Here is a 12396-nt window from a genome sequence, read left to right as displayed (position 1 = left end):
TTTCGCCAAGAATGAGTTAAGATATGTCTTATTGCGATATATCTTAACTACTGAGGAGGTAGTCATGTTCCACTTTTTCCGCGGCCACCACCGGCTGCATCACGAGCACCACCATCACCAGCGCGGCGGCGGCCGCGGCCCGAAGATGTTTGATGCCGGCGCCATGCGCTACGTCGTACTGCAACTGATTGCCGACAAGCCGCGCCATGGCTATGAAATCATCAAGGAGCTGGAAACGCTGACCGGCGGCAGCTACTCGCCGAGCCCCGGCGCGATCTATCCACTGTTGTCGATGATGGCCGACATGGGCCATGTCGATATCGTCAAGGACGGCAACAAGAAGCTGTATTCAGTCCTGCCGGAAGGGCAGCAGTTCCTCGACGAGAACCGCAATATGGTCGACGCCTACATGGCGCGCCTGGTCGAGAATGCGCGCGGCGAGGATGGTGGCGACCTGCGCGCCCTGATGCATGCCCTGAAGGATGCCGTCATTACCCGTGGCCGCGGTCCGCGGACCACCCGCGAGCACGTCGACGCAATTCGCGCTATCCTCAAGCGCGCCATCAACGACATTAACCAACTTAGCTGATGACCCAGACCCTTACTCCTCAACGCGAACGCGCAGTCCTGTGGCTGCTGGCATTCATACAATTCACCGTCATCATGGACTTCATGGTCATGATGCCGCTCGCGCCGCAACTGATGAAGGCATTCTCGATTTCGGCGGCCCAGGTTTCGGGCGCCGTGTCGGCCTACGCGTGGTGCGCCGGCCTTTCCGGCCTGCTGGCGGCAACTTATGCCGACCGTTTTGACCGCAAGAAGCTGCTGCTCACCGTCTTCATGCTGTTCAACCTGTCCAACCTGGCCTGCGCACTGGCGCCGAACTTCCACGTGCTGGTGCTGTCGCGCGCCTTTGCCGGTATGACCGGCGGCGTGCTGGGAGCGATCAGCATGTCCATCATTGCCGACCTGATTCCGCAGGAACGCCGCGGCGCCGCCACTGGCGTGGTGATGACATCGTTCAGCATGGCCGCGATTGCGGGCGTGCCGGCCGGCGTCATGCTTGGCGCGCATTACGGCTGGCAGTCGCCGTTCTACCTGCTGGTCGTGCTGTCGATGGTGGTCTGGCTGGTCGCCGCGCGTGCGCTGCCGGCGATGACGGCACACCTGGCGAACGCGCCGGTACCGCTGGCGCGCGTCCTGCCCGAGCTGTTCGGCCTGTTCGCGGTGGGCGCCCATTTACGCGGCTTCCTGCTGTGCTTTGCGGTGACGGTCAGCGGCATGATGGTGATCCCCTTCATCTCGCCCATGCTGGTCGGGAACCTCGGTGTCGAGCCGGCGCAAATCAGCTACGTCTACCTGTGCGGCGGTATCGCAACCCTGTTCAGCTCACGCCTGATTGGCGGCTGGTCGGACCGGGCCGGCAAGCAGTCTGTGTTCCGCTGGGTGGCGCTGTTCTCGATCATGCCGACGCTGTTCATCACCCACATGCCGCAAATCCCGCTGCTGGCGATCATGCTGTTCTTCCCCTTTTTCATGGTGGCGATGTCGGGGCGTTTCGTTCCGATGCAGGCGCTGCTGACCACCATTCCCGAACCACAGCGACGCGGCGCGTTCCTGAGCGCGAATGCGGCAATTCAGCAGATGGGGACGGGGATTGGCGCCTTTGCCGGTGGTTTGCTGGTGCATACCGATGCGGCCGGACGTTTGCATGGTTATGACACCATCGGCATCATTGCGTCGGCGCTGATCTTCTTCTCGGTGTGGTGGGTCGGGCGGGTGCAGAGCGCACCGGCGCCGCTTACTGCGCGTTCCCCTGCTTGACCACGAGGTCCAGCAGGCGCTGACCCTGCTCGAGGACGGGCTTGGCCAGCTCGTCGCGCACGATGTCGCTGAAGAAGCCATCGGTCACGCGGTTGCCATCCTGCGACAGGAAAGTAAAGCGCAACTGGCCCGCGCCCGGGGCATAGAGGGGTTTTTGCGGAGAGGCCTTGACGAAAGCAGGAATGGCGCTTGCCACCAGCGTTTTCGCCTGGGCCGCGACATCGGCCGGTGCGCCTTCGAACACAGCGGTGCGGCCGGTCTGGTTGATATAGCGTACGCGCCCGTCGGCGTAGGCGGCCAGGGTATCCATGCTGCCGTCCAGCGGCACTTCGATTACCACGCCCAGTACTTCCGGCACCTCTGGTGCATGGCCGTTGGCGCGCAGCCATTGCGCCGCCAGCAGGCGAACACGCGATTCTTCGCTGGCGTCTTGCGCGATGGCTTGCACGACGCGTGCGTCGGGTGCTTCGCCGAAGAGCTGGCCGGCATCGTCGGCGAACAGCATCCGGTGCACGGTGTTTAATTCGTCCGTACCGTACGGCGCGTCAGCGCGGGTCTTCGATTTGGCGCTGAACGCCGCAAACAACTTCTTGAACATCTTTTACCATCCGGTTAGTGCTTCAACTTCCGTAATGTGGCGCCAGCTGGGGCGGGCACGCATCATGTCGGCATACTTTTGCAATGCCGGCCAGGCAGTTGCGGGGCGCGGCATATTGCGTGACCAGCGCATGTACATGGTCAGCATCAGGTCCGCGCCGGAGAACGATTCACCCAGCAGGTAAGGGCCATTATCGGCCAGGCGCGCATCGAGCGTCGCCCACATTGCTTCGATGCGCAGCTGGATTGCGCTGCGCAGCGTGGAATCCTCTTTCGTGCTGCCGATATCGGACGGGTAGAACCAGAGCCGGAAATTGCCGCCCAGGTTGTTCGCCATCATCACAAGCAGTTCATACCACTGGGCACGCGCCAGTGAGCCGGCCGGTGGCGCCAGGCTCGATTGCGGGTGGCGCTCGGCCAGCATCATCATCAAGGCAGCCGATTCGGTGAAAGGCTTGCCGTCGATCAGGAGGGTAGGGACCTTGCCTTGCGGGTTGATGCGCAGGTATTCGGGGCTGCGCTGCTGGCCCGCTTCGATATCGATTTCCACCAGGTCGTAAGGAACGCCGATTTCTTTCAGTGCCGCATGGATCGCCAAGCTCGCCGTGCCGCGGCCGTAGTAGAGGGTATACATGGTTTAGTCCTTTAAGCCCTTGCGCCATTGATCGAGCGACATCAGCTCGCCGCTGATGTCATCTTCTACGAGGATTTCGCCGTTCACGTGCGAAACGAGGAAGCTGGCTACAGCTTGCGCCATGTCGTCGCCGTTCTCCACGAAAGTGAGCTGGTAGTACGGGCTGCCTTTCACATCGCGCGGCGCCGGGTCGGTTTCAAGCAGCGCACCGTGCCGCTCACCGCCACTGCGCTTTTCAATCGCATCCGCCAGGCGCTTCAACTCGGGCAGCGCCATCAGCTTTTCAACCGCCTGGTCTCGGCTCACCTTCGCGTTCGCCGCAGGCGCTGATATTGGCGTCGCAGTGCCCGCAGTCGCATGCGCCGCTTCCGGTTTGTGATGACTTACGTACCAGGCGCCCAAGCCGGCGACAAGAAAGCCGGCAACAGCGCCGGCGATGGCGGATGTACGGGAGGAAGACATACGTGTCACAATCCTGCGATGAAAGTGCGCCAATACTAACAGAATCTGCATCCTGCCCGGAGAAGGGGGCGGCGTACAATACCGCATCATCGAAAATTTGGCTCTTTATTATGTTGAAATGGCTAGCCTCTTTCCTGAAACAGCCCAATGCGGACGACACGCAGCCTGCCAGCGCCACGCTGGAAAGCTTGTTCGTGGAAGCCTTGCGGGGAGAAGGCTTTGCATGCCGGGAGACTGCCGACGGCATTACCATGGACAACGGCCTCCTCTTCTCGCTGGAATATCTTGAGTCCGAGCCGATCGGCGAGAATGCCTTGCGGACGGTGTCAAAGGTCTTTTGCAAACACCCTGCATACTTCCCGGAGGGCTTGTTCGAATTCCAGCACGCGAGCGGCAGCACTGAAGTAGAGTCGTTGCTGAATGGGTTCCGTAGCTGGGCGCAGACCGACCTTGCGACGTTGTCGGATGCAGTGAGCAATGAAGTCAACGCCAGCCTGGTGATGGAAATGCCCCGCAAAGTTTTCATGGGCCCTTACATTCATCATGCGACGACTGCGCCAGCGGGACAAGATTGCAGCGACCAGTGTCACGATTTCTGTCCCTGCTGCCTGTTCACGAATTCGATCGAGGCATTCAGGGACCTGCTTGCCAGCCAGGCTTTCTACGGTATCCGCTTATACGCATGCAGGAGCGACGAAGGCATGCTTGCCGCCGATTGCCGGGTCAATGGTGAAGACTTTCCGGCTGGCGCCGAGCTCCTGAAGCAATACGCCGCTACCTGGCCGCCGCGCGGCCTCGAATTCCGCAAGCAATACGTGGTGATCCGCAACGCGCAGTAATGCTTTCGCGATGCCATGCGGCCGTGCCAGGCCGCCTCACTCTTCCCTTAACCGGGCGGATAGGACGACCATGAAGATGTAACCGTTATCGGTTGGCACGCGGTAGGCACCCAGGCCGTCGAGAATATCGAGCGCCGCTGCTGACATGTGCCAGCCATCCTGCATATCAGCCTTCCACTTCGGGACGGTGAGCAGTGGATAGCCTTGTTCTTCGCCGAAGTCGCGCAAGGCGCTGATGCGCGAGCGCACCGGTTCGAGCAGGCTGAAGTTCGCCCACGACCACATCCAGGTGTCGCTGGCCGTCGAAAGTGTTCCGACAAATTCGACATCAGCCACCAGCTCAGGCAGCTCGCCGCCAGAGAACACCAACTGCGCGGTTTCCTGGTAATAGTCCCAGCGCGGGTAGTCGTTGAGCTTCAAGCTGTCGACCATGGCCTTCTGCTTCTCCTGCATGGCATCGCATCGGGTTTCCAGATACTGAACCCAGGCCGTCGCCGTGGCGTTATTCATGCAGGTGACGCTTTGCGCGATGCCATCCTCATAGCAATGGCCGCACAGCATGCCGATTTCGGCTTCGCCCTCGTTATTCTCGTTCCATTCGCCTTCGCGCTCAAAGACTTCATTGCAGGCGGAACACCAGGCATCGCGCCAGGGCTCGCCTTCTTCGGGATAGCCGCAGTGCCATTTCTGTGCGGGGTCAGCGATCAGGTGTTTGCAAACAAAGGCGAACTGGCTTTCGCCGTGTGTGGGGCAGGTGATGGTTTCGGATGTCATGGCGGGATGTTACACAATCACAAGGAGGCGACAAAGTATGAAGCAACGTTTCGCTTCTTGGGCCTATGAGAAATTGCGTGTCGCAGGAATGAAAAAAGCCTGCAAGGCGTGAACCTTGCAGGCTTCTTGGTCAGCGGTGAGGCTGTCGGCTATTACATCATGCCGTCCATGCCACCCATGCCGCCCATGCCGCCCATACCACCCATGCCGCCGGCTGGCTTGTCTTCTACGACTTCGGCAACCATGCAGTCGGTGGTCAGCATCAGGCCAGCGATCGACGCCGCGTTCTGCAGGGCCGAGCGGGTCACTTTGGCTGGGTCCAGCACGCCCATTTCAACCATGTCGCCGTAGGTGCCGTTGGCAGCGTTGTAGCCGTAGTTACCGGAACCAGCCAGCACTGCGTTTACAACCACCGAGGCTTCTTCGCCGGCGTTGGTGACGATCATGCGCAGTGGCTCTTCCATTGCGCGCAGGACGATCTTGATACCTGCGTCCTGGTCGGCGTTGTCGCCTTTGACGTTCAGGTTAGCGCGGGCGCGCAGCAGGGCTACGCCGCCGCCAGGCACAATGCCTTCTTCCACAGCTGCGCGGGTTGCGTGCAGTGCGTCTTCAACGCGGGCCTTCTTCTCTTTCATTTCGACTTCGGTGGCTGCACCAACCTTGATCACGGCAACACCGCCGGCCAGCTTGGCCACGCGCTCTTGCAGTTTTTCGCGGTCGTAGTCGGAGGTCGCGCCTTCGATCTGGGTGCGGATCTGTGCCACGCGGCCTTCGATTGCGGAAGCTTCGCCTGCGCCGTCGATGACGATGGTGTTTTCCTTGCCCACTTCGATACGCTTGGCTTGGCCCAGTTCCGCCAGGGTGGCTTTTTCCAGGGTCAGGCCGACTTCTTCCGCAACTACCTGGCCGCCGGTCAGGATGGCGATGTCTTCCAGCATTGCCTTGCGACGGTCGCCGAAGCCAGGGGCTTTCACTGCGCAGGTCTTCAGGATGCCGCGGATATTGTTGACCACCAGGGTTGCCAGTGCTTCGCCTTCGATGTCTTCAGCGATGATCAGCAGCGGACGGCCGGCTTTGGCTACTTGCTCCAGTACTGGCAGCAGGTCGCGGATGTTGGAGATCTTCTTGTCGCACAGCAGGACGAATGGGTTCTCCAGGACGGCAACTTGCTTTTCCTGGTTGTTGATGAAGTACGGGGACAGGTAGCCGCGGTCGAACTGCATGCCTTCCACGATGTCCAGCTCGTCGTGCAGGGACTTGCCGTCTTCCACGGTGATGACGCCTTCCTTGCCCACTTTTTCCATCGCTTCAGCGATACGCTCGCCGATCGAGGACTCGGAGTTGGCGGAGATCGCGCCAACCTGGGCGATTTCCTTGGAGGTGGTGGTTGGCTTGGACATGGTCTTCAGCTGTTCGACGGTGGCAGCAACTGCCTTGTCGATGCCGCGCTTCAGGTCCATCGGGTTCATGCCGGCGGCAACGTATTTCATGCCTTCGCGCACGATTGCCTGGGCCAGCACGGTTGCGGTGGTGGTACCGTCACCGGCGTTGTCGGAGGTCTTGGAAGCAACTTCCTTGACCATCTGCGCGCCCATGTTCATCAGCTTGTCTTTCAGTTCGATCTCTTTAGCGACCGACACGCCGTCCTTGGTGACGGTTGGGGCGCCGAAGGAGCGCTCCAGCACCACGTTGCGGCCTTTCGGGCCCAGGGTGACTTTAACTGCGTTGGCGAGGATGTTCACGCCTTCGACCATCTTGGCACGTGCGGAATCGCCGAAAATGACTTCTTTAGCTGCCATGTTTGTTTTCTCCTGAATTCTGTCTATCTAGGGGGCTGTGATTACTTCTGCACCACGGCCATGATGTCTTCTTCGCGCATTACCAGCAGTTCCTGGCCGTCCACCTTGACGGCTTGGCCGGCGTATTTGCCGAACAGAACGCGGTCGCCCACTTTCACTTCCAGAGCACGCACGGTGCCGTTGTCAGCAACTTTGCCGTTGCCAACTGCCAGCACTTCACCCTGGTCTGGCTTTTCAGCGGCTGCATCAGGGATGATCAGGCCGGACGCGGTCTTGGTTTCCTGGTCCAGGCGTTTGACGATGACGCGATCATGCAAAGGGCGAAGGTTCATACAAAACTCCTTTAACTCGGTTTATTGACAGTTGTTAGCACTCTCGGCTAACGAGTGCCAACAATTATAGGGACGACACTTTCCCTTTTCAAGGGAATTTCTTTGCGTCTGGTCAAGCGTTGATTTGACAGCAATCATGCCAAAGTGATAATTTGGCACAAATCGGAGCCAACGGTGGAATGTAGCGGGTAATGGCGGGCTGCCGCGCACCCCAGTCAGCCGGCGCGCGGCGGCGCCGTACCGACGAATTTGCGGCGCGCCAGCGCCATGGCCAGGCGCTGCAGCGGGTGGCGGTTGCCGCCCGGCCGCCAGGTCGTCACATATCTGTCTTCGTAGGCGTCGTACTGGAAGCCGTGGGGAGCGGCCAGCACTTTGCCCCGTCCCAGCAGGATTTTCAGCGCCTGGCTGGCCGCGATGCCCGCGCACAGCTGGCAACCCATGCTGGTGGACGGGCCGCGGCGCTGCGCCAGGTCGACGCCCTGCGGCCATACCAGGTAGCCGCGATGCAGGCTGGCCGGCGCCAGGCCGACCAGGAAACGCAGGGCTTTCTCCACTTCCGGCAAGTCGCCCCACTGGAAATAGTCCTCGAAGCTCATGTGTCCTGGCAGGAAATTCAGGCAGGAGGCGCCCATCCCCAGCGGCGCGGCCATGGTCGCGGGGATGCGCTGCGCGGCGCAGTGGCCGTAGACCAGGGTGCGCGCGGCAAAGGCGTAAAAGTCCAGGCCATCGACATACAGGTCGACCCCGTCGAGGAAGGCGCTGACATTGGCGCCGTTGACGCCCTGGCCGAACTGGCGTATCTCGATTTCTGGATTGATGTCCTGCGCCATGCGTGCCGCCACGGCCACCTTGGGCTGGCCCATGGTGGACATGAAGGCGGCCGCCTGCCGGTTCAGGTTGGGGATGTCGTAGCAGTCGAAGTCGGCGATATGGAAGGCGCCGACGCCGAGCCGGGCCAATGTCAGCAGGTGCACGGCGCCCACGCCGCCCATGCCGGCAATGGCGATGCGCTTGCCGCGCAAGCGTTGCTGTTCCTCCGGTGTGACCCAACCGAGGTTGCGCGCAAACGCCTCTTCGTACTGGAAGCGGGCAGCCATCGCAGGTTCTTTGTCGCGGCTAGTCATGTGGCAGGTTGAGCATTCTGTTGACGATTCCTATTTCCTCGCGCGGCGAGAAGAACTGCGGGTAGAACGAGCGTACGCCGGGCACCGCCCCCTTGCCGCCGTAACGCTGGATCTGTTCCGTCATATAGGCCAGCTCGACGCACATCAGGATGCCCTGCACATTGACGCGCGGGTTCAGCACCGGCTCGCCGATCTGCTTGAAGCCCAGCGCATTGTCGAAAAAGGCGCGATGGCGCGGCTGCACTTCAATGAACATATGCGTGCGCTGGTGGACGTCGCGCGCGGTGATCACGGCCAGGTGGAACAGGGCGGCCTGGTACTGCTTGCTGTTGCCCGCCATGTCGAAGGCGAACTTGATGATTTCGCAGATGCGGCCGCCTTTGGCGCGGCAGGCGTCCAGTTCGGGCTTGAACAGCTCGTCGGCCAGCAAGCCTTCCGGGCAATCCAGGCCGACGCTCAATGTGCCCACCGCTTCGCCGCGCTGGCTGGCCATCAGGGTGACGCGGTTGGCGACCGGCGTCAACGCATGGTTGCCGGTAAAACCGCGCCAGCTATACATGCGGTGGATCAGCATGCTGGCCTGGTTGCGCCCGGTGGGCGTGTCGACCAGTCTGATGCCGAAGTCCAGTTCTTGCGTGACTTGGTCGGCTAGTTGCGCGACCAGGGGATCGCCTTCGCTCAGCGTGGAGTGCGGGGCTGCGTCGTCTGCGCTGGTGTCGTGCGCAGTGTTGGACGTGGCGTCGGGGCTGTCATGCATGGCGAGTTCCTCCAGCAAGCGCCAGGCGTCAAGTCATCCCGCAAATAGCATGGTGAAAGCTAAAAAGGCCGACCAACGCGCGGCGCTGAAAAACGATCATGCCACGACGAGCTGATGCGGGCAATCGCATCAGCTCGTCGTGCCTTCCAGCGCTCGGCTTAGCGGCGCCGCAAGCGCTGCGTGCCCACCATCAGCAAGCCCAGGCCAAGCAGGACCAGGCTGCCAGGTTCCGGAACCTGGTTGAAGTCCAAGATGCCGGTCTCCGAGTTAATCGCCACGATGTTGGCGCCGAGGCAGCCCGCCACGTCGCATTCGATGCCTAGCGAGGTGTTATTGAAGGCGGAGAAGGCGGCGGTATAGAACGGGCGCGGCAGGGTGAAGTAGTCAAAGCCGTCCGGCACCAGCGGATCGGGATTGTCGAACAACTCCCAGCCGAAGTTCAGGTTCTGGTACGCCCCGCCCAGCGGGTCCAGGCCGCCGACACCGGCGGTCAGCATGCTCGAGCTGGCCAGCTTGTACTGGTCGCCGGCAGCCAGGACGGTCGGGTCCAGCGCTACGGTCGCCAGCGAATAGGTGTTGTCGTTGTCCGGGTCGGCCCACAGCTCGAACGAGAAAGCGCTCACGTTGCAGCTCACGCCTGGCGCCAGCACGCCGGAGCAGGTGAACTCCTGGGTAAAGGTTGCATACAGGCCGTAAGCCACGTTGACTTGCGATTGTCCGCCAGGTACTGGCGCGCTGTTCAGCGCAAAACCGGTGAAGACAGCATAGCCGCTGGCGCGGTAGAAGGTGGCCGGGTCGCCGGCTTCATGCCGGATACGGGTGGAAGAAAAGCCATTGATGGCATCGGCGTCAAAGGTGCTGCCGGCGCCGTTGATGACCGTGGGGTTCACGGTGAACACCGGCGACGCGGATGCTTGGGCCGCGCTTAGCAAACCCAGTGCGCCTGCCAGCAACCAGCGCAAATATTTTTTCATGCTCGTCTCTCCAATCAGGTTTTTCAGTGAGGAATTGGCGGGTACCAATCATCTGCATGGCCATCCATGCAAGGGCCATGCCAAAAAATCACAGTCCTAAATGAATCAAGCACTTAATATTCGCTTGTAAATTAATATCGAAGCAACTTTTATATTGCTGTAAAAATTCCCGACATAAAAGCCAATCAAATCAATGACTTGCAACTACTTATTGAGTAGTTATTAACGGCAGGGTCAGGCTGAATGTGACCTGGGTCGGCGTGCAATCGGACAGCTTCAGCTCGCCGCCGTGGGCCCGGGCGATTTCGCGTGCCAGTGCCAGGCCGAGCCCGACGCCGGCTATGCGCCGGTTGTAGGCATGTTCGGCGCGATAGAAGCGGTCGAACAAGCGTTCGCGCTGCTCGAAAGCGATGCCGGCTGAGGCGTTGGCCACCTCGACTAGCCAGCCCGTGCCGCTGCGGCGGCCGGCAATGGCGATCCAGCCTTGCGGCACACCGTACTTGACCGCATTGCTGACCAGGTTTTGCAGCACCTGGCGCAGCAGGTCGGCGTCGCCCTGCGCATCCATGCGCGGCGGCAGGTCGAGCCGCAAGGGGCGGTCCGGCGCCATCATGTCGAGGTCGTCGGCCAGCTCACGCAGGACCGGCACCAGGTCGAACGCCTGCATCGGGATCTGCAGCTGGCCGGCATCGGCGCGCGACAGCATCAACAGCTTGCGCACCACATTGTCGAGGCGGCGCACTTCATCCAGCATGTCGGCCAGCGCCTGTTCCAGTTCGGGGTAGGCGCCGGCCCGTTCGAAGGCGCGTTCCAGTTCGCCCTGCAGGATCGATACCGGTGTGCGCAGTTCATGGGCCGCATCGCCCGAGAAGCGCGCCGACTGCAGGAAGCTGCGCTCGAGCCGGTCCAGCATGTCGTTGAACACGGTAACCAGGCGCTCGAACTCCGTCACCTCTTCATCGGCTGCCACACGCTGGCGCAGATCGCTGGCACGGATGCGTTCCATCACGCCGGTCAGGTGTTCGATCGGGCGCATGGCACGGCCGGCCAGGTACCACGCCACGCCGCCCACCGCCAGGCAAAGCAGGATCACTGCGCCGCCAAAGCGCCAGATGGTGGCCTTGAGCTGGGCTTCAGACAGGGTGGTGTTGACGCCGAACTGCACCAGCACGCTGCCGCGCCGCGTCTGGCCGATGCGCCACTGCGTGCCGCCGCCGTAGTAGGTGCGCAGTTGGCTGTCGGCAGCTTCCGGCACCAGCAGCGAGCGGGGCCAGTCAGGGCTTCGGTACAGCAGGGCACCGCTGTCGTCCACCGCGCGCAGGATGGCGAAATGCTCCGTGCTGCCGGCCGGCGCGAAGCCGCTGAAGCTGGCGTTCAGGTGGGCATCGATGGAAGGCCATACGGCCGGCGTCCTGGTGCCGAAACCCGGCCCTGACAGGTGCGCCACCATCATGCGGTCCAGGATGCTGGCGCGCCGCGCAACGACCGCCACGGCGGAGGCGACGAACAGCACTGCGACCACGCCGATGGCGAGGCCGGTCGTGATCAGCGCAATGCGAATGCGGAAGGAGCGGATGAAGGGGCGGCGCGCAGGCTTCATGCGTCGCCATCCGGCTTGCGCAGGCGGTAGCCGACGCCGCGCACAGCCTCGATGGCAACGTGCTCGGGCAAGGCCAGCTTCTTGCGCAGGCGCTGGATGCAGACGTCGACCATATTGGTTTGCGGGTCGAAGTCGTAGCCCCACACATGCTCGAGGATCTGGGTGCGGGTATACACCCGGCCCGGCGCGCGCATCAGGTATTCCATCAGGTTGAATTCCCGGCTGGTCAGTTCGACTTCGCGGCCATCGAGTTGTGCCACGCGCGATAGGCGGTCCAGTTTGAGCGGGCCGGCCGTCAGCACGTTCTGCCGCTCGCCGCTTACGCGGCGCAGCAGGGCGTGGATGCGGGCGATCAGTTCTTCCACGTAGAACGGCTTGGCCAGGTAGTCGTCGGCGCCCAGGTTCAGGCCTTGCAGGCGGTCGTCCAGCTCATTGCGTGCGGTCAGCAGGATGACCGGCGTGTCGCGGCCGTCGCGGCGCAGGGCTTTCAGGATCGCCAGGCCGTCGCGGCCCGGCACCATGATGTCGAGCAGGATGATGTCGTACTGGCGTGTCAGCGCGTAGTCATAGCCCTGGTTCCCATCTTCGCAATGGTCGACCAGGATGCCTTGTTCGCGCAATCCGCTGCATACAAAGCTCGCGATACGCTGTTCGTCTTCTACCAGTAGGGCTTTCATCCC

Annotated in this window: 14 protein-coding genes; 3 read left to right on the top strand and 11 right to left on the bottom strand. The window is 61.8% G+C overall.

Annotated elements, in window-relative coordinates; translation table 11 throughout:
• Positions 1-64: 64 nt before the first annotated feature.
• Positions 65-589 (top strand): PadR family transcriptional regulator, encoded by a 525-nt coding sequence (locus ACWBU6_RS24595; RefSeq protein WP_452645954.1) that lies wholly within the window; start codon positions 65-67, stop codon positions 587-589.
• On the top strand, positions 589-1824 hold the full coding sequence (locus tag ACWBU6_RS24590; protein ID WP_452645953.1) for an MFS transporter: 1236 nt from the start codon (positions 589-591) through the stop codon (positions 1822-1824). The genes ACWBU6_RS24595 and ACWBU6_RS24590 overlap by 1 nt, the downstream gene beginning before the upstream one ends.
• Here ACWBU6_RS24590 and ACWBU6_RS24585 read toward each other — a convergent pair.
• From ACWBU6_RS24585 to ACWBU6_RS24575, 3 genes are read right to left on the bottom strand one after another with little or no spacing between them, the layout of a single operon-like run.
• Positions 1802-2422, bottom strand: coding sequence for a hypothetical protein (locus tag ACWBU6_RS24585; protein WP_452645952.1), 621 nt, complete (start codon positions 2420-2422; stop codon positions 1802-1804). The genes ACWBU6_RS24590 and ACWBU6_RS24585 overlap by 23 nt on opposite strands.
• Before the next feature lie 3 nt (positions 2423-2425).
• The gene (locus ACWBU6_RS24580) at positions 2426-3055 is read right to left on the bottom strand and encodes a glutathione S-transferase family protein (protein WP_452645951.1); all 630 of its coding nucleotides are present in this window, start codon (positions 3053-3055) and stop codon (positions 2426-2428) included.
• Between the two features lie 3 nt (positions 3056-3058).
• The gene (locus ACWBU6_RS24575; protein ID WP_452645950.1) at positions 3059-3517 is read right to left on the bottom strand and encodes a hypothetical protein; all 459 of its coding nucleotides are present in this window, start codon (positions 3515-3517) and stop codon (positions 3059-3061) included.
• 2 nt (positions 3518-3519) lie between these two features.
• Between ACWBU6_RS24575 and ACWBU6_RS24570 the strand changes: the two genes are divergently transcribed.
• The gene (locus ACWBU6_RS24570; RefSeq protein ID WP_452645949.1) at positions 3520-4356 is read left to right on the top strand and encodes a DUF6348 family protein; all 837 of its coding nucleotides are present in this window, start codon (positions 3520-3522) and stop codon (positions 4354-4356) included.
• Positions 4357-4392: 36 nt separating this feature from the next.
• Here the strand turns inward: ACWBU6_RS24570 and ACWBU6_RS24565 are convergent, their stop codons facing one another.
• The 8 genes from ACWBU6_RS24565 to ACWBU6_RS24530 all read right to left on the bottom strand — a co-directional run bounded on the left by ACWBU6_RS24565 (position 4393) and on the right by ACWBU6_RS24530 (position 12393).
• A complete protein-coding gene (locus tag ACWBU6_RS24565; RefSeq protein ID WP_452645948.1) occupies positions 4393-5130 on the bottom strand; it encodes a DUF6882 domain-containing protein in 738 nt (245 codons plus the stop codon).
• A 152-nt stretch (positions 5131-5282) separates the two neighbouring features.
• Positions 5283-6929, bottom strand: a complete 1647-nt coding sequence (gene groL / locus ACWBU6_RS24560) for a chaperonin GroEL (RefSeq protein WP_452645947.1) — start codon at positions 6927-6929, stop codon at positions 5283-5285.
• Positions 6930-6970: 41 nt separating this feature from the next.
• Positions 6971-7261: a co-chaperone GroES gene (gene groES, locus ACWBU6_RS24555; protein ID WP_028101749.1), complete on the bottom strand. Its 291-nt coding sequence runs from the start codon at positions 7259-7261 to the stop codon at positions 6971-6973.
• Positions 7262-7476: 215 nt separating this feature from the next.
• Positions 7477-8385, bottom strand: coding sequence for a ThiF family adenylyltransferase (locus tag ACWBU6_RS24550; RefSeq protein WP_452645946.1), 909 nt, complete (start codon positions 8383-8385; stop codon positions 7477-7479).
• Complete coding sequence (locus tag ACWBU6_RS24545) at positions 8378-9142, bottom strand: N-acyl amino acid synthase FeeM domain-containing protein (protein WP_452645945.1); 765 nt, start codon at positions 9140-9142, stop codon at positions 8378-8380. The genes ACWBU6_RS24550 and ACWBU6_RS24545 overlap by 8 nt, the downstream gene beginning before the upstream one ends.
• Positions 9143-9300: 158 nt before the next feature.
• On the bottom strand, positions 9301-10116 hold the full coding sequence (gene pepA / locus ACWBU6_RS24540; RefSeq protein WP_452645944.1) for a flocculation-associated PEP-CTERM protein PepA: 816 nt from the start codon (positions 10114-10116) through the stop codon (positions 9301-9303).
• Between the two features lie 208 nt (positions 10117-10324).
• Positions 10325-11716, bottom strand: coding sequence for a sensor histidine kinase (locus ACWBU6_RS24535; protein WP_452645943.1), 1392 nt, complete (start codon positions 11714-11716; stop codon positions 10325-10327).
• A complete protein-coding gene (locus tag ACWBU6_RS24530) occupies positions 11713-12393 on the bottom strand; it encodes a response regulator transcription factor (RefSeq protein ID WP_452645942.1) in 681 nt (226 codons plus the stop codon). Before ACWBU6_RS24530 ends, ACWBU6_RS24535 begins: the two co-directional genes overlap by 4 nt.
• Between the last annotated feature and the right edge of the window lie 3 nt (positions 12394-12396).

The organism is Pseudoduganella sp. HUAS MS19, from assembly GCF_053615455.1.
The sequence above is the reverse complement of the archived record's forward strand: the minus strand, read 5'-3'. Positions and strand labels throughout refer to the sequence as shown.

What these genes read in the sequence shown, in the direction of transcription:
- groES (WP_028101749.1), bottom strand. Translation starts at nt 7,261, where the DNA reads ATGAACCTTCGCCCTTTGCATGATCGCGTCATCGTCAAACGCCTGGAC.
- ACWBU6_RS24565 (WP_452645948.1), bottom strand. Translation starts at nt 5,130, where the DNA reads ATGACATCCGAAACCATCACCTGCCCCACACACGGCGAAAGCCAGTTC.
- ACWBU6_RS24545 (WP_452645945.1), bottom strand. Translation starts at nt 9,142, where the DNA reads ATGCATGACAGCCCCGACGCCACGTCCAACACTGCGCACGACACCAGC.
- ACWBU6_RS24535 (WP_452645943.1), bottom strand. Translation starts at nt 11,716, where the DNA reads ATGAAGCCTGCGCGCCGCCCCTTCATCCGCTCCTTCCGCATTCGCATT.
- ACWBU6_RS24590 (WP_452645953.1), top strand. Translation starts at nt 589, where the DNA reads ATGACCCAGACCCTTACTCCTCAACGCGAACGCGCAGTCCTGTGGCTG.
- ACWBU6_RS24595 (WP_452645954.1), top strand. Translation starts at nt 65, where the DNA reads ATGTTCCACTTTTTCCGCGGCCACCACCGGCTGCATCACGAGCACCAC.
- ACWBU6_RS24580 (WP_452645951.1), bottom strand. Translation starts at nt 3,055, where the DNA reads ATGTATACCCTCTACTACGGCCGCGGCACGGCGAGCTTGGCGATCCAT.
- ACWBU6_RS24550 (WP_452645946.1), bottom strand. Translation starts at nt 8,385, where the DNA reads ATGACTAGCCGCGACAAAGAACCTGCGATGGCTGCCCGCTTCCAGTAC.
- pepA (WP_452645944.1), bottom strand. Translation starts at nt 10,116, where the DNA reads ATGAAAAAATATTTGCGCTGGTTGCTGGCAGGCGCACTGGGTTTGCTA.
- ACWBU6_RS24585 (WP_452645952.1), bottom strand. Translation starts at nt 2,422, where the DNA reads ATGTTCAAGAAGTTGTTTGCGGCGTTCAGCGCCAAATCGAAGACCCGC.
- groL (WP_452645947.1), bottom strand. Translation starts at nt 6,929, where the DNA reads ATGGCAGCTAAAGAAGTCATTTTCGGCGATTCCGCACGTGCCAAGATG.
- ACWBU6_RS24575 (WP_452645950.1), bottom strand. Translation starts at nt 3,517, where the DNA reads ATGTCTTCCTCCCGTACATCCGCCATCGCCGGCGCTGTTGCCGGCTTT.
- ACWBU6_RS24530 (WP_452645942.1), bottom strand. Translation starts at nt 12,393, where the DNA reads ATGAAAGCCCTACTGGTAGAAGACGAACAGCGTATCGCGAGCTTTGTA.